The following is a 15,898-nucleotide window of genomic DNA, read 5'->3' as shown; positions in this document are numbered from 1 at the left end:
CAGCGGCCTATTGTTCCATGCCGTCGGTCCTGCGCCAAAATCGGCCGTGGGGCTCGCCCTCGGGGTCGGGTGCCCAGCCGAGGATGGAGAGCATCTCGCGGTCCTTCTTGTCGAAGGCGGCGGGCGCGCAGCGTTCGATGAGGTCGGGCCGGTGGGCGGTGGTGCGGCGCAGGGCCTCGTCGCGGCGCCAGCGGGCGATCTTGCCGTGGTGGCCGCTGAGCAGGACCTCGGGGATCTCCCGGCCGCGCCAGGCGGGCGGCTTGGTGTAGACGGGGCCTTCGAGGAGGTTGGCCATGGCGCCGGGCGCGAAGGAGTCGTCGCGGTGGGACTCGGCGTTGCCGAGGACGCCGGGCAGCAGCCGGGCCACGGCCTCGGTGACGACCAGGACGGCCGCCTCCCCGCCCGCGAGGACGTAGTCCCCGATGGAGACCTCCAGGACCGGGACGCGGGCGGCGTACTCGTCGATGACGCGGCGGTCGATGCCTTCGTAGCGGGCCGGGGTGAAGATCAGCCACGGCCGCTCGGACAGCTCGACGGCGAGTTCCTGGGTGAAGGGGCGTCCGCTGGGCGTGGGGACGACGAGGGTGGGGGCGTGGGCGCCCGTCTCGTAGCCGTCGGCGAGGACGGAGTCGAGGGCGTCGCCCCAGGGGTCGGTCTTCATGACCATGCCGGGGCCGCCGCCGTAGGGGGTGTCGTCGACGGTGTTGTGCCGGTCGTGGGTCCACTGCCGCAGGTCGTGGACGTGGACGGCGAGCTGTCCGCGGGCGCGGGCCTTGCCGACCAGGGAGACGTTCAGCGGGTCGAGGTATTCGGGGAAGATCGTGACGACGTCGAGGCGCATCAGGACGCGTCCTCCGGCGACGTACCCGCGTCGGGCTCCGTCGCCCCGCGCCCCTGCGGGCCGGGCGCGGGCTCCTCGCGGCCGGAGGCGATCTCCGCGCGGTCGTCGACGAGGCCGGGCGGCGGGTCGATGACGGCGCGCTGCTCGGCGAGGTCGATCTCGGTGACGATGCTCTCGACGAACGGGATCATCACCTCGCCGCCGTCGGGCCGTTCCACGATGAAGAGGTCCTGGGACGGCAGGTGGGAGATCTCGGTGATGCGGCCGACGAGGACCCCGTCGGTGGTGACGACGTCCAGGTCCATCAGCTGGTGGTCGTAGTACTCGTCGTCCTCCTCGGGCAGCTCCTCGGGATCGATCTCGGCGATCAGCAGGAGGTTCCGCAGCGCCTCGGCGCCGGTGCGGTCGGTGACGCCCGCGAAGCGCAGCAGGAGGCGGCCGCTGTGCACCCGGCCGGTCTCGATCGTGAGCGGACCCGCCGGGGCGGGGTCCGTGAGCAGGACGGCGCCGGGCGCGAGCCGCAGCTCCGGCTCGTCGGTGCGGACCTCCACGGTGACCTCGCCCTTGATGCCGTGGGCGCGGCCGATCCGTGCGACTACGAGCTGCACTGTTCGAAGATCTCCTGTCGTACCGGTCGGAAAAGCGGGCGCCTGACGAGGGCACCTACGACTGCGGGCCGGGGAAGGCCGGTGGCCCTCCCCGGCCCGAGCCGGTGCTGCGGATGCGTCAGCGGACGTGGTCCACGTCGACGAGGTCGACCCGGACACCGCGGCCGCCGATGGCGCCCACGACGGTGCGCAGAGCGCGTGCGGTGCGGCCGTTGCGGCCGATCACCTTGCCGAGGTCGTCGGGGTGGACCCGGACCTCCAGCACACGCCCGCGGCGCAGGTCGCGCGAGGCGACCTGCACATCGTCGGGGTTGTCGACGATGCCCTTCACGAGGTGCTCAAGCGCCTCTTCGAGCATGCTGCTCAGGCCTCGGTCGACTCGGACGCGGGCGCGGCCTCGTCCTTCTTCTCAGCCTTCTTCTTCTGGGTGATGGCCTCACCCTTGCCCTCGTCGTCGCCGCCCAGGGCCTCGAACGACGGGCGCGCCTTCTTGGGCTCGGCGACGAGCAGCGGAGCCGGGGCGGGCTCGCCCTTGAACTTCTGCCAGTCGCCGGTCTTCTTCAGGATGGCGAGGACGGGCTCGGTCGGCTGCGCGCCGACACCCAGCCAGTAGGCCACGCGGTCGGCGTCGACCTCGATGACCGACGGGTTGTACGTCGGGTGGTACTTGCCGATCTCCTCGATCGCACGGCCGTCGCGGCGGGTGCGGGAGTCGGCGATGACGATGCGGTAGTGAGGCGAACGGATCTTGCCCAGACGCTTCAGCTTGATCTTGACTGCCACGGGAGTGGGTTCTCCTGGAATTGACGTGGTTGGGCACGGCGAGAAGGCCGCGTGGGGTTGCGGTACCCGAGTGCCCGATGGACGCGTCAGCCGGAGGAGAGAGGGGTCCTGTGCGACTGTCGAGTACAGCTAGCCATTGTGCCACACGCGGTGGGCGGCCCTTCCCCGCGGGCCGGGCCCCTGCCGACGGGAGCCCCGCGCGGCCGGACGGGGGCCATGGCCGGGCGAACGAGCGGGCGGGTGGGCATGACGGGGTGACACCCGGCGCGTGATCGCTTCGCGTCGGGTGTGCCGTCCCGCGGGGCGGGGTGCCGTCCGGGGACGGCTCCCCCGCCGGGTCCGCCGAACCGACAGCCACGAGTTGCCGGTGCGCGTCCCTCGCCGCGGGTTACGCCGCTCCCATGACCTCCGGGATGCGGAACGGCTTGCCGCAGCCGCCGCACACGATGGGGGCCTGGGCCAGCACCGAGGGGACGACCCGGACGTTGCGTCCGCAGTCGCAGACCGCCTTGACGCGGACGCCGCCGCCGGAGGAGCCGTGCCGGGCGGCCGGGCCGCGGAAGGCGCGGGTCGTCTCGGCGGAGGTCGCGGCGACGTGGGCCTTGAGGGCCCGCTGGAGCCGTTCGATCGTCGGGCGGTACCGGCGCTTGGCCTCCGGGTTGAGCGTGACCAGCGAGAAGCCGCTGCTGGGGTGCGGCTCGTCGGGGTGGTCCAGGCCCAGTTCCTCGGCGATCGCGAGGAACCTGCGGTTGTGGTAGCGGCCGGCGCGGGAGGTGTCGCGGACGCCGCGCGAGGCGGCGATCCCGTGGACCGCCTCGTGCAGCAGGCGCTCGAAGGAGAGCTCGTGACCGCAGGCGGACGACGACTCCCCGATCAGGGACTCTGGCGCGGCAAGATCGGGCAGCTCGGGGTGGTACCGCTGAATGTCGGCCCACGCCTGTGCCAGCTCTGCGGCGAGAACAGGTGGTGTCTGTGTCGTGCTCACGTAATGACAACGAGCGGGGGTGCCGCTGTGTTCCTATTCCGGGGCATCCCAAATAATTTGCACGTACCCGTCAGTTGCCGCTGATGCGTCCGGACGAGGGCGGGTGCGCTGATCTGCGGAGAAGCCTCGCAGCTCGTGTCAATGTGGTGCGTAGGCTGACGTACGCCCCGCGTCCGTCCCGCCCCCGTCAACCGGGGTCCTGTGGATCACCCCGCCCCGGCGCGTAGACGATGTTCGCACGCCGGGCGCCCAGGTGAGTATGGAAGAACCGGAAACGCGCAAGAGATGTTTTCGGCCGCCTTCGGTGGACACGTGCCCCGCGCGCGGGGGTGGGCGCGGGTGCCTTCGGCGTGGCCGGATGGTGGGGGCCCGCGTTGCCGGGATGTGAATTCTCGCCACACCCGCGGACAGTGCCCAAGCCGGGCTCCACAACCCCTGGACGCGCGCTCCGCACGGGAGTTACCTGGCATACGGGGTGCGCGCGCGGGGAGCGCGGCGCACCGACGGGGGCCACCTGGACGAGTACGAGGCACACACTCGGCGGATTGGGGCGCTTATCCATGACACCTACGCTCGTGCGCCGGCACCTTCCTCAGGCGGGGCAGTCGCCCCGGACGGAACCGGGTGCCCGCGCGCGTGACTGGTCCGAGATCCAGGAGCGGATGCTGGTCCCGCTCTACGAGGCCGTCCACGAGCGACTGGAGGTGGGCCCGGCCACCCGGCTGCTGGGCCTCGGCTGCGGTTCGGGGCTGGCGCTGCTGATGGCGGCGTCCCGGGGCGCGGCCGTCACCGGCGTCGAGGCGGTCCACCCGGAGCGGCTGGCGCTCGCCCGGCAGCGGCTGCTGCCCGAGGGCTCCGGGCCGCGCGCGCGACGGCGGGTACGGCTGGTGGAGCGGCCCGGCGACGCGGCCGACGCGACGGCCCCCCCGTACACCCTGGTGACGGCGTTCGAGCCGCTCGGCGGGGCGGCGGGGGACGCGGAGCGGGTCGGCGGGCTGCTGGCGGCGGCGACACCGATGGCCGCGCGCGGGGCGGCGGTGGTCCTGGCGGGCTGGGGTCCGCCGGAGCGCTGCGCGACCTCGGCGGTGGTGCGGGTCGCGGCCGGGCTCGCCGATCCCCCGCCGGGCGGCGGCGGTTGGCGGCCCGCGTTACGCGACGGCCTGGAGGACGTGGCGCTGCGCGCGGGGCTGCGGCCCGACGGGTCGGGGCGGGTGGCCTGCCCGTTCGGCTACGCGAGCGTCGACAGCGCGCTCAAGGGGCTGCTCTCGACCGGCCTGTTCGACGCGGCGGTGGCCGCCACGGACGAGGCGCGCGTGGAGAAGGAGGTGACGGAGGCCCTCCATCCGTACCGGCGCAAGGACGGCACGGTGTGGATGCCGAACGTGTTCCGCTACCTGGTGGCACGGGTCCCCTGAGGGCACGGGTTCGCTGACCGGGCGTGGCCCGTACGCGGGTCAGGAACCGGCCTCGGCGTCGGAACCGGTGTCGGGCCCGGACCCGGTGTCGGGCGCGGAGGCCTCATCCGGCCGTGAGTCGGGGTCGGCGCCGGAACCGGTGTCGGGCCCGGACCGGGCGTCGGGCGCGGAGGCCTCATCCGGCCGTGAGTCGGGGGCGGCGCCGGGGTCGGTGTCGGGGTCGGGGTCCTTGGTGAGGCGGGTGATGCCCGCGACGCGGTAGATGTCCGCCTCCTCCAGCGTCTCGCGTTCCAGGAGCGCGGCGGCGAGGGCGTCCAGCCGGTGCCGGTGGTCGCGGAGTTTGCGGCAGGCCTCCTCGTAGCACTCGTCGACGACGCGGCGCATCTCCGTGTCGATGACGTCGAGGGTCTGCGGGGCGGCGGAGAGGCCGTACGCCTGCTGGGCGTCGCCCGGCAGCGCGGAGAGGCGGCCGACGCGTTCACTCATGCCCCAGCGGGCGACCATGCCGCGCGCGATGGTGGTGACCTGTTCGAGGTCGTTCTCGGCGCCGGTGGTGACCACGCCGTAGACGACCTGTTCGGCGGCCATGCCGCCGAGGGCGCCGATGATCCGGCCGCGCAGGTACTCCTCGGTGTAGGCGTAGCGGTCGACGTCCGGGGTGGAGAGGGTGACGCCGAGGGCGCGGCCGCGGGGCACGATGGTGATCTTGCGGACGGGGTCGGCGCCCGGCTGGAGCATGCCGAGCAGGGCGTGCCCGCTCTCGTGGAACGCCGTCCTGCGCCGCTCGTCCTCCGGCATCACCAGGGGGCGTTCCGCGCCGAGCTGGACCTTCTCCAGCGCCTCCGAGAGGTCGCTCTGGGTGACCTCGCCCTGTTTGCGCTTGACGGCGAGGAGGGCGGCCTCGTTGGCGAGGTTGGCCAGTTCCGCACCGGTCATGCCGGGGGTGGTGCGGGCGACGCGGGCCAGGTCGACGCCGTCGGCGAGCGGGATGTCCCGGGTGTGGATCTCCAGGATGGCCTCGCGTCCGGCGCGGTCGGGGGGCGAGACGGTGACGACGCGGTCGAAGCGGCCGGGGCGGGTGAGGGCGGGGTCGAGGACGTCGGCGCGGTTGGTGGCGGCGATGACGATGACGCCCTCGGCGCCGGAGAAGCCGTCCATCTCGGTGAGGATCTGGTTGAGGGTCTGTTCGCGCTCGTCGTGGCCGCCCACTCCCCCGCCCGCGCCGCGGGCCCTGCCGATGGTGTCGATCTCGTCGATGAAGATGATCGACGGCGCGACCTTGCGGGCCTCGGCGAACAGCTCCCGTACGCGGGAGGCGCCGACGCCGACGATCATCTCGATGAACTCGGAGGCCGACGCGGAGAAGAACGGCACCCCCGCCTCGCCCGCGACGGCCCGCGCCAGGAGGGTCTTGCCGGTGCCGGGCGGGCCGGCGAGGAGGACGCCGCGCGGCATCTTCGCGCCCATGCGGCGGTAGGCGTCGGGGTTCTTGAGGAAGTCGACGACGTCGTTCAGCTCGCCCTCGACCTCGTCGATCCCGGCCACGTCCTCGAACGTCGTGCGCTGCTGTCCCGGTTCCAGTTCGACCGGTTTCGGCGGGGTCTTGCGGCCGAGCATGCCGCCCGCGCCGCCGAGACCGCCCCCGCGCAGGCGGCGGGCGACGAACACCCAGACGGCGATCAGCAGCACCATCGGGGCGAGGGAGATCAGGACGTTGGCGAGGAGGCTGCGGCGCTGGACGACCGGTTCGGCCGTGACGGTGACGTCGTTCTTCGACAGGTCCTCCCAGAGCCGGTCGTCCGCGAAGGTCGGCCGCTCGGTCTTGAACTTGGTGTAGCTGCCGTCGCCGCCGGGCCGGTCCTGTTTCTTCTTCAGTTCGCCCTGGATGGCGTCGCCCTTGGCGTAGATCTTGCTGACGTTGCCCGCGTCGACCTGTTTGCTGAACTCGGTGTAAGAGATCGTCGGTTCCTCGTCGTCGTCGACGTAGAGGAGGACGAGGTTGGCGATCAGGAAGACGATCAGCGCGGCGGCGGCGAGGCTCCACCAGCCGCCCCACAGCCGCCTGCGGCCCGGCGGCGGCTTCGGCGGCTCGTCCGGGGTGCCCTCGGAGCGCCAGGGCTGGTCGGGCGACTTCCGTGACGGGGCGGGGTTGCTCATATCGGGACGTTACGACACAGGGCGGACGTCAGCACCTGCGGGCGGGCGGGGACTGCCTGAGGGGCGCCCCCGGACCGGCGGGCGCCCCTCAGGCCCTCCTACGTGGACTGCTCAGCCCATGAACTTCTTGAACTCGTCGGGCAGCTCGAAGTCCTGGCCCGCCTGCTGGCCGGGGAGACCGAGGGCGCCGCCGGGACCGCCCTGGGCCGCCGCCGCCCGGCGCGCCGCCTCCTCCTGCTCCTGCTGCTTGCGCTTCATCGGGTTGCCGGAGCGCTGCTTGCCCTTGGCCTGCTTGGGCTGCTTCTTCGTCCGGCCGGGGCCGCCGCCCATCCCGGGGATGCCGGGCATTCCGGGCATGCCGCCGCCCTGGGCCATGCGGGACATCATCTTGCGGGCCTCGAAGAACCGCTCGACCAGGCCCTTCACCGCGCTGACCTCGACGCCGGAGCCCTTGGCGATACGGGCGCGGCGGGAGCCGTTGATGATCGTCGGGTCCTGGCGCTCGCCCGGGGTCATCGACTTGATGATGGCGGCGGTGCGGTCGACGTCCCGCTCGTCGAGGTTGTTGATCTGGTCCTTGATCTGGCCCATGCCCGGCAGCATGCCGAGGAGCTTGGAGATGGAGCCCATCTTGCGGACCTGTTCCATCTGGGCCAGGAAGTCGTCCAGGGTGAAGTCCTGGCCCTTCTTGGACGCCAGCTTGGAGGCCATCTTCTCGGCCTCTTCCTGGCTGAACGTCTTCTCCGCCTGCTCGATCAGGGTGAGGAGGTCACCCATGTCGAGGATGCGGGAGGCCATCCGGTCCGGGTGGAAGGCGTCGAAGTCGCCGAGCTTCTCGCCGTTCGAGGCGAACATGATCGGCTTGCCGGTGATCTGCCGGATCGACAGGGCCGCGCCGCCGCGGGCGTCGCCGTCGAGCTTGGAGAGCACCACGCCGTCGAAGCCGACGCCGTCACGGAAGGCCTCGGCGGTGTTGACGGCGTCCTGGCCGATCATCGCGTCGACGACGAAGAGGATCTCGTCGGGCGAGACGGCGTCGCGGATGTCGGCGGCCTGCCGCATCAGCTCGGCGTCGATGCCGAGGCGGCCGGCGGTGTCGACGATCACGATGTTGTGGACGCGGGCCTTGGCGAACTCGACGGAGTCCTTGGCGACCTTGACCGGGTCGCCCACGCCGTTGCCCGGCTCGGGGGCGTAGACGGCGACACCGGCCCGCTCGGCCACGACGCTGAGCTGGTTGACGGCGTTGGGGCGCTGGAGGTCGGCGGCGACGAGGAGCGGCGAGTGGCCCTGCTCCTTCAGCCAGTGGCCGAGCTTGCCCGCGAGGGTGGTCTTACCGGCGCCCTGGAGACCGGCCAGCATGATGACGGTCGGCGGCTGCTTCGCGAAGCGCAGTCGGCGGGTCTCGCCGCCGAGGATCGTGACCAGCTCGTCGTTGACGATCTTGAGGACCTGCTGGGCCGGGTTGAGCGCCTTGGAGACGTCGGCGCCGAGGGCCCGCTCCTTGACGTTCTTGATGAACGTCCGGACGACGGGCAGGGCCACGTCGGCCTCGAGGAGCGCGATGCGGATCTCGCGCGCCGTGGCGTCGATGTCCGCTTCGCTCAAGCGCCCCTTGCCGCGCAAGTTCTTGAAGGTCGCTGAGAGGCGATCGGAAAGAGTATCGAACACGGCGGCGTCGGTCCTCGGGGTCGGAGATGGCTGCGGACAATCGCCCTCCAGAGTATCCCGCCCGCCCGGAACCGGGTCACGGTCGTCGGGAGCGGGGCCGGCGGGCGCCGGGTGGCTCCCCTGGTGAAGGGGACGAGCGAGCGGCACCCGGCAGGGCGGTCGGGTGGAGGGGCGAGGCACCGCCGACCGCCGGAAGCCGGGCCGGGGGCCCTGCCCCTGCCCTCCCCCGCTGCCACGCGGTCCCCGCACCCCGGCCACAAACCCCCGTGCCCGAGCCCCGCAGGGCCAAGCCCTCACAGGACCAGGCCAGGCCCCCCTACCCCCGCAACGTCTCCTCCAGTTTGCGTGCCACCCCCGTCGCCTCCTCCGGGGGCAGGGGGGTGCCGTCGGGGGCGGTGACGTAGAAGGCGTCCACGGCGTTGGCGCCGAGGGTGCTGACGTGGGCGCTGCGCATGCGGACGCCCGCGTCCTCCAGGGCGCGGCCGATGCGGAAGAGGAGGCCGGGGGCGTCCTGGGCGCGGACCTCGATGACGGTGGCGAGGCGGGAGGCGGCCGGGGCGACGGTGACCCGGGCGGGCGGTGCGACGACGCCCCGGCGGCGCGGGTAGGCGGCGTCGCGTTCGGCGAGGCGGGCGGCGACGTCGAGGGAGCCGTCGAGGGCGCGGACGAGGTCGGCGCGCAGGCGGGCGGCCTGCGGCAGCGAGCCGTACTCGGCGGCGACCCGCCAGTTCAGCAGCAGGACCGTGCCGTCGACGCCGCTCGGCAGGTCTAGGGCGCGCAGTTCGGCCGTGCGGACGGTGAGGCGGTGGACGGCGAGGACGCCCGCGACGGCGGGCAGGACGCCCGGCTGGTCGGGGACGGCGATGAGGAGTTCGACGCCGAGCGGTTCGGGGTCGCCGGGGGGCCGTTCGCCGTCGGGGTCGGCGGGCGGTTCGGTCTGGGCGCGCAGGGCGAGGACGGGACCGCCGGTGGCGACGGCCTCGATGGCGAGGCGTTCCTGTTCGGCGGTGGCCGCGGCGGCCTCGGGTTCGTCGGGGGTGTCCCCGGCGAGGACGGCGGCGACCCGGCGGACGAGTTCGGTGACGAGGGAGGCCCGCCAGGAGGACCAGGCCGCCGGTCCGGTGGCGAGGGCGTCGGCCTCGGTGAGGGCGTGCAGGAGTTCCAGGGTGCCGGGGGTGCCGACGGCGTCGGCGACGGCGCGGACGGTGGCCGGGTCCTCCAGGTCGCGCCGGGTGGCGGTGTCGACGAGGAGGAGGTGGTGGCGGACGAGGGTGGCGAGGACGGCGACGTCGGCGCGGTCGAAGCCGATGCGGGTGGCGACGTCCTTGGCGATGATCTCCCCGGCCACCGAGTGGTCGCCGGGCCAGCCCTTGCCGATGTCGTGCAGCAGCGCGGCGACGAGCAGGAGGTCGGGGCGGCTGACGCGGCGGGTGAACTCGGAGGCGCGGACGGCGGTCTCGATGAGGTGCCGGTCGACGGTCCAGATGTGCACGGCGTTGCGCTGGGGGCGGCAGCGGACGCGTTCCCAGTCGGGCAGCAGGCGGGTGATGAGGCCTTCGGCCTCCAGCGCCTCCCACACCTCGACGGTGGGGCGGCCGGAGCCGAGGAGGGTCACGAGCTGTTCGCGGGCCTCGGCGGGCCAGGGCGAGGGCAGCGGCCGTACGGAGCCCGCGAGGCGGCGGACGGCGTGCAGGGAGAGCGGCAGGCCCGCCTGGGCGGCGGCCGCGGCGGCGCGCAGGGGCAGCACGGGGTCGCGTTCGGGGCGGGCGGCGCGGGCGAGGACGACCTCGCCGTCCTGCTCGACGACGCCCTCGGCGAGCGGGGAGCGTTCGGCGACCGGTTTGCCGCCGCCGAGCATGGCGCGCAGCCGGGGCCGTACGGCGCGGGAGCGCAGGACGCGGCCGACCTCGCGCCAGGTGACGTCGCTGGCGTAGGAGATGAGGCGGGCGGCCTCGTAGACCTGGCGCAGGAGGGTGTCGGCGTCGAGGAGGCCGAGGCCCGCGGCGACCTGGTCCTGTTCCTGGAGGGCGAGGCGGTCGGTGGCGCGGCCGGTGGCGAGGTGGAGGGCGTCGCGGACGTCGAGGAGGCGGCGGCGGGCGTCGTCGAGGCCTTCGCGGGGGGCGTCGGCGAGCCAGGAGGCGGCGACGGCGCGCAGGGCGGTGGCGTCGCGCAGGCCGCCGCGGGCCTCCTTGAGGTCGGGTTCGAGGAGGTACTGGAGTTCGCCCTGGCGCTCGGCGCGCTCGGCGCAGAGTTCCTGGAGTTCGGGCAGCCGTCTGGGGGCCTGGTTGCGCCAGTCGGCGAGGACGGCGGTGCGCAGTCCGGCGGTGAGGCCGAGGTCGCCCGCGAGGTGGCGGGCGTCGAGGAGGCCGAGCTGGACCTTGAGGTCCTCGCCGGCGGTGCGGCGGGCCTCGGCGGGGGTGCGTACGGAGTGGTCGAGGGCGACGCCGAGGTCCCAGACGGGGTACCAGAGGCGGTCGGCGAGGGCGGCGACGGCCCTCGGGTCGCTGCCGTCGTGCAGCAGCAGGAGGTCGAGGTCGCTGCGCGGGGACAGCTCGCCGCGGCCGTAGCCGCCGACGGCGACGAGGGAGACGCCGCGCAGGTCGCCCGCTCCGGCGGCGAAGAGGCCGCTCAGCCATTCGTCGGTCAGTTCGGAGAGGGCGGTACGGCGCGGCGGCCCGGACCGCGCCCCCTCGGTGAGGAGGCGCAGCCGGGCCGCCGCGTAGCCGCTGGGTCCCGAGTCCTCTGCTTCTTTCCGCACGTCCGTACTCGTCACCCAGTGGCTCCTGTTCTGTTCTGCCGTCAGAGCGCGTCCGGGCCGCGCTCGCCGGTGCGGACCCGTACGGCCGTCTCGACCGGGAGGGACCAGACCTTGCCGTCACCGATCTTGCCGGTCCGGGCGGCCTTGACGATCACGTCGATGAGCTGTTCGGCGTCGTCGTCCTCGGCCAGGACCTCGATGCGGATCTTGGGGACGAGGTCCACCGTGTACTCGGCGCCCCGGTACACCTCGGTGTGTCCTCTCTGACGACCGTAACCGCTGGCCTCGGTGACCGTCAGCCCGTGGACTCCGAAGGCCTGGAGGGCCTCCTTGATCTCGTCGAGGCGGTGGGGCTTGACGACGGCGGTGATGAGCTTCATGCGTCCACCTTCTTGCTGGCAGTGTCGGCGACCGGGGCCGTGACCGCGGTGCGGGCGGCGCCGCCGCCGGCGCCGCTGAAGTCGTATGCGGTCTCGGCGTGCTCGGCCTGGTCGATGCCGGCGATCTCGTCGTCCTCGGGGACCCGCATGCCGAGGGTCTTGTCGATGAGGAAGGCGAGGACCGCGGAGGCGACCAGAGAGTAGCCGAGGACCGCGAAGACACCGGCGCACTGCTTCCAGAACTGGTCGAGGCCGCCGCCGTAGAAGAGGCCCTCGACGTCGGACTGGCCCTTGCCGCTGGCGAAGAAGCCGATCAGCAGGGAGCCGACGACACCGCCGACGAGGTGGACGCCGACGACGTCGAGCGAGTCGTCGTAGCCGAACTTGTACTTGAGGCCGACGGCCATGGCGCACAGGACACCGGCGATGGCGCCGACGGCGATCGCGCCGAGCGGGGAGACCGCGCCGCCGGACGGGGTGATGGCGACGAGACCGGCGACCGCGCCGGAGGCGGCGCCGAGGGTGGTGAAGGCGCCGTGGCGGATCTTCTCGTAGACGAGCCAGGCGAGCATGGCGGCGGCGGTGGCGACCTGGGTGTTGACGAACATCAGCGCGCCGACGCCGTCGTCGTTGCCGAGCCAGGAGCCCGCGTTGAAGCCGAACCAGCCGAACCACAGCAGACCGGCGCCGAGCATGACCAGCGGGAGGCTGTGCGGGCGCATCGGGTCCTTCTTGAAGCCGATGCGCTTACCGATGACGAGGATCACGCCGAGGGCGGCGGCGCCGGCGTTGATGTGGACGGCCGTGCCGCCCGCGAAGTCGATGACGCCGAGTTCGAAGGCCCAGCCGCCGGCGCCCCAGACCCAGTGGGCGACGGGGAAGTAGACGACCGTGGCCCACAGGGCGATGAAGAGGGCCCAGGCGCTGAACTTGACGCGGTCCGCGAGGGCGCCGCTGATCAGGGCGGGCGTGATGATCGCGAACATCAGCTGGAAGACCAGGAAGACGAAGACCGGGATGGTGTAGCCGTCCCAGAGCTGGGTGAGCCCGATGTTGCTGAGTCCGACCCAGTCGGAGTTCCAGCCGAAGAGGCTTCCGTGGTCCGTGCCGAACGCGACGGAGAAGCCGTAGAGCACCCAGAGGATGGTGACGATCCCCAGGCTGATGAAGCTCATCATCAGCATGTTGAGGGTGCTCTTGACGCGGACCATGCCTCCGTAGAAGAAGGCCAGGCCCGGGGTCATGAGCATCACCAGGGCGGAACAGATGAGCATGAAGCCTGTGTTGGCGGACGACAGTTCAGCGTCCGCCGCAAGCGTGATGGCTGGTGCCATCGGCGTCTCCTCGTCGTTGGTACGGCCCCGTGCGGGCGAAGCCAGAAGCGGAGTGAGGGGTGGGCCGGGTATGGGCCATGAGATTGGCGCAGCGCGGTTTCGGTGGAAGCCCCTGGTTGTTTCGCCGCCGTGACGAAGGCGCCGTGTGCGTTACGCGTCGGTGAACTGCCGGATGCGCGCCGGAGGGATCGTTATCGTGGCGCAACCTTCACCTGAGGACGCAAACCGGCCGCGGTCGGCCTTCCGATGACCTGGCACGGGGGAGCCGAGTCGGACAGTTCGGGAGGGCCGGCCGCGGCCGGGGTTCTGGGGTGTCGCCGGGCGTCAGACCGCTTCCGCGGCCTCCGGCAGCTCGACGGCGAGCCGGTCGGTGAGATCGATGACCTCGCTGAGGTCGCCGAAGTCGCGGGCGGCGGTGGAGACGGTCTTTCGGATACGAGTGTTGACCCGCTCGGAGCGGACCTTCTTGGCTTCCTTCAGGGCCTGCTCGGCGAGGACCGCGCTCTGTCCGGGTTCGCGTCGCAGCAGGTGGACGGTGGCCATGCCGATGAGGTTGAGGGCGTAGGAGCGCTGGTGCTCGGCGTCGTCGGCGAAGAGGTCGACGGCGCGCTGCATCAGGGGTTCGGCGAGCGAGGCGTAGGTGGGGCTGCGGCCCGCCACGTAGGCGAGGTCGCGGTAGGAGTGGGAGTTCTCGCCGTACAGCTCGGCCTCGGAGAAGAAGCGGATCCAGTCGGGGTCGGGGTCGTCCCAGTCCTGGGCCTCGGCGAAGATGTCCTCGGCCATGCGGACCGCGCGCTTGCAGCGGCCGGGCTGTCCCATGTTGGCGTAGGCGCGGGCCTCCATCGCATACAGCATCGACTGGGTGCGCGGGCTCGCGCAGTCCCGGCTGCCGTACTGGGCGAGGTGGATCAGCTCCAGCGCGTCCTCGGGCCGCCCGAGGTGGATCATCTGGCGGCTCATGCTGGACAGGATGTACGAGCCCAGGGGCTTGTCCCCGGCCTCCTTGGCGGCGTGCAGCGCGAGGACGAAGTACTTCTGCGCGGTGGGCTGGAGGCCCACGTCGTACGACATCCAGCCCGCGAGTTCGGCGAGTTCGGCGGCGACCTTGAACAGGCGGCGGGTGGTGGCCTCGGGCTGGGGTTCCTGGAGCAGGTCGGTGACCTCGTGGAGCTGGCCGACGACGGCCTTGCGGCGCAGGCCGCCGCCGCACTGCGCGTCCCACTGCCGGAACATCACGGTGGTGGACTCCAGCAGGTCCAGCTCGGGCCGGGAGAGGCGGCCGCGGGCGCGGCTGGTAGGGACGGGGTCGGTGTCGTCGGCGGGAACGGCCGGCGGGGTGGGCACGAGCCAGCGCTGCATGGGCTCGATGAGGGAGGGGCCGGCGGAGAGGGCGAGCGAGGTGCCGAGAAAGCCGCGCCGGGCGAGCATCAGGTCGCTGCGGGAGAACTCGCTGAGCAGGGCGACGGTCTGCGGTCCGGTCCAGGGCAGGTCGACGCCGCTGGAGGAGGGCATGGGGCGGGCGGCGCGCAGTCCGAGGTCCTCGACGGAGACGACGCAGCCGAACCGCTCGGAGAACAGTTCGGAGAGGATGCGCGGGATCGGCTCGCGCGGGTTCTCGCCGTCCAGCCAGCGGCGGACGCGGGAGGTGTCCGTGGAGATGTGGTTGGCGCCCAACTGGCGGGCCCGGCGGTTGACTTGGCGGGCCAGTTCACCCTTGGACCAGCCGCTGCGGACGAACCAGGACGTGAGCAGGTCGTTAGGCCGTTTGTCCGTGCCCGAAGCGCTCGTCGCGCCTCCGCCGTTGCCGCTCACTGGAACGCCCCCATCCCTGAGACCACTTGTCGCTCTGATGCGCCAAGCCTTATCAGAATGCCGGTAAATACCGTCTGCCGTCCCGCAGTTGTCACCCTTCGAACGGAAAGCCGACTTGCCCCCGGCATACCCACGCGGGCATGTGCCCCCGGATCTCGCACACTCAAAGTAATCCTACGATCACGCGCCCAGCCACGGCGATCCCGGAAACGCCACCATTCGCCACCCCTTCGAATGAACTCCCGGTGGCGCACGCGCGATTCACTTGACATAGGCCAGTCGGAAGTGGGCGCGGTGACGCGCACAGGGGCGCGCGCGGCATGGCGCGCCACCCTCGACGCTTCCGTGCGCTGCCTGATTCCGGCGGGACCGGGCAGCTGTCAGTACGCGGATTCACCCAGCGTCACCACGTGCGTCCGCAACGTAACCATCGCGCGTCGGACCCGTTGGAGGGGGCATGGGCTTCACGATCGGCGGTATCCGCGAGATCCGTTCCGGCACGCGTAGGCGCGGTCGTTCGTCCGACTGCACCGCGGTGGCCGAGTTCACCGGGCTGTGGGGCTGGGACGTCGTGCCGGGCGCGCGCGCCGCGGCCGGAGTCTGTTCGTGCGGGCGGACCGGCTGCCCCGAACCGGGCGCCCACCCCCTGGAGTTCGCGCCCCGCGTCCAAGCGGGCGCCACCCTCGACGACGTGACGCGGGCCTGGTCGGAGTTCCCGGGCGCCTCCGTGATGCTGCCGGTGGGCGGCGCGTTCGACGTCATCGAGGTGGCCGAGGCCGCGGGGCGGCGGGCGCTGGTCCGCCTGGAGCGGATGGGCCTCCCGCTCGGCCCGGTGACCGCCACCCCCGAGGGCCGCGCCCAGTTCCTGGTGGCGCCGGGCGCCGCCGCCGACCTCGACGGACTCCTCTACCGCATGGGCTGGGACGACCCGACCTCCCTGGACCTGCGCGGCCTCGGCCCGGGTACGTATGTCACCGCGCCGCCCTCCGACCGGGGCGGCCTCGGCCCGGTGCGCTGGCTGCGCCCGCCCGCGCTGGACGCGGCGACCCGCCCCCCGGCGGCCCGCCTGCTGCTCGGCACACTGGCGTACGTGGCACACCGCTCCCGCGTGTAGGACCGGCGCGGGAGCGCGGTGTGCGGCCCGGCCCGCCCCC

The 15,898-nt window shown here is 72.7% G+C and carries 13 protein-coding genes; 2 read left to right on the top strand and 11 right to left on the bottom strand.

All coding sequences use genetic code 11. The annotated features are described in order from the left end of the window. Positions 1–7: 7 nt before the first annotated feature. The 5 genes from trmD to ACIQPQ_RS36060 form a co-directional block, all read right to left on the bottom strand. Positions 8–841, bottom strand: coding sequence for a tRNA (guanosine(37)-N1)-methyltransferase TrmD (trmD, locus tag ACIQPQ_RS36080; RefSeq protein ID WP_401312796.1), 834 nt, complete (start codon positions 839–841; stop codon positions 8–10). Continuing rightward, positions 841–1,449 (bottom strand): ribosome maturation factor RimM, encoded by a 609-nt coding sequence (rimM, locus tag ACIQPQ_RS36075; protein ID WP_401312794.1) that lies wholly within the window; start codon positions 1,447–1,449, stop codon positions 841–843. The genes trmD and rimM overlap by 1 nt, the downstream gene beginning before the upstream one ends. Before the next feature lie 118 nt (positions 1,450–1,567). Continuing rightward, positions 1,568–1,807, bottom strand: a complete 240-nt coding sequence (locus ACIQPQ_RS36070; protein ID WP_005479813.1) for an RNA-binding protein — start codon at positions 1,805–1,807, stop codon at positions 1,568–1,570. 5 nt (positions 1,808–1,812) lie between these two features. Continuing rightward, complete coding sequence (gene rpsP, locus ACIQPQ_RS36065; RefSeq protein ID WP_383774196.1) at positions 1,813–2,232, bottom strand: 30S ribosomal protein S16; 420 nt, start codon at positions 2,230–2,232, stop codon at positions 1,813–1,815. Positions 2,233–2,620: 388 nt separating this feature from the next. Beyond that, a complete protein-coding gene (locus ACIQPQ_RS36060; RefSeq protein WP_383774198.1) occupies positions 2,621–3,217 on the bottom strand; it encodes a hypothetical protein in 597 nt (198 codons plus the stop codon). Between the two features lie 560 nt (positions 3,218–3,777). On the opposite strand from ACIQPQ_RS36060, the gene ACIQPQ_RS36055 reads away from it, so the two are divergent. Then, a complete protein-coding gene (locus ACIQPQ_RS36055; RefSeq protein ID WP_401312789.1) occupies positions 3,778–4,632 on the top strand; it encodes an SAM-dependent methyltransferase in 855 nt (284 codons plus the stop codon). A gap of 39 nt (positions 4,633–4,671) precedes the next feature. Here ACIQPQ_RS36055 and ftsH read toward each other — a convergent pair whose 3' ends face one another. The 6 genes from ftsH to ACIQPQ_RS36025 form a co-directional block, all read right to left on the bottom strand. Further along, positions 4,672–6,789, bottom strand: a complete 2,118-nt coding sequence (gene ftsH, locus ACIQPQ_RS36050) for an ATP-dependent zinc metalloprotease FtsH (RefSeq protein WP_401312786.1) — start codon at positions 6,787–6,789, stop codon at positions 4,672–4,674. A 111-nt stretch (positions 6,790–6,900) separates the two neighbouring features. Next, entirely contained in the window at positions 6,901–8,460 is a 1,560-nt protein-coding gene (gene ffh, locus ACIQPQ_RS36045; protein WP_401312783.1) for a signal recognition particle protein, read from the bottom strand. A 316-nt stretch (positions 8,461–8,776) separates the two neighbouring features. Next, positions 8,777–11,233 carry a [protein-PII] uridylyltransferase gene (locus ACIQPQ_RS36040; RefSeq protein ID WP_401312781.1) on the bottom strand — a complete coding sequence of 819 codons (2,457 nt, stop codon included), beginning with the start codon at positions 11,231–11,233 and terminating at the stop codon, positions 8,777–8,779. A 26-nt stretch (positions 11,234–11,259) separates the two neighbouring features. Next, complete coding sequence (locus tag ACIQPQ_RS36035; RefSeq protein ID WP_003997576.1) at positions 11,260–11,598, bottom strand: P-II family nitrogen regulator; 339 nt, start codon at positions 11,596–11,598, stop codon at positions 11,260–11,262. Continuing rightward, positions 11,595–12,932 (bottom strand): ammonium transporter, encoded by a 1,338-nt coding sequence (locus ACIQPQ_RS36030; RefSeq protein WP_401312778.1) that lies wholly within the window; start codon positions 12,930–12,932, stop codon positions 11,595–11,597. Before ACIQPQ_RS36030 ends, ACIQPQ_RS36035 begins: the two co-directional genes overlap by 4 nt. A 324-nt stretch (positions 12,933–13,256) precedes the next feature. Further along, positions 13,257–14,744, bottom strand: coding sequence for a hypothetical protein (locus ACIQPQ_RS36025; protein WP_401312775.1), 1,488 nt, complete (start codon positions 14,742–14,744; stop codon positions 13,257–13,259). A gap of 457 nt (positions 14,745–15,201) precedes the next feature. Here ACIQPQ_RS36025 and ACIQPQ_RS36020 point away from each other — a divergent pair, with 457 nt between their 5' ends. Further along, a complete protein-coding gene (locus ACIQPQ_RS36020) occupies positions 15,202–15,858 on the top strand; it encodes a bifunctional DNA primase/polymerase (RefSeq protein ID WP_401312772.1) in 657 nt (218 codons plus the stop codon). Positions 15,859–15,898: the final 40 nt, after the last annotated feature.

Origin of the sequence: Streptomyces sp. NPDC091281, from assembly GCF_044757425.1 — a bacterium.
GTDB lineage: Bacteria > Actinomycetota > Actinomycetes > Streptomycetales > Streptomycetaceae > Streptomyces.
This window is presented reverse-complemented; position numbering and strand designations above follow the sequence as displayed.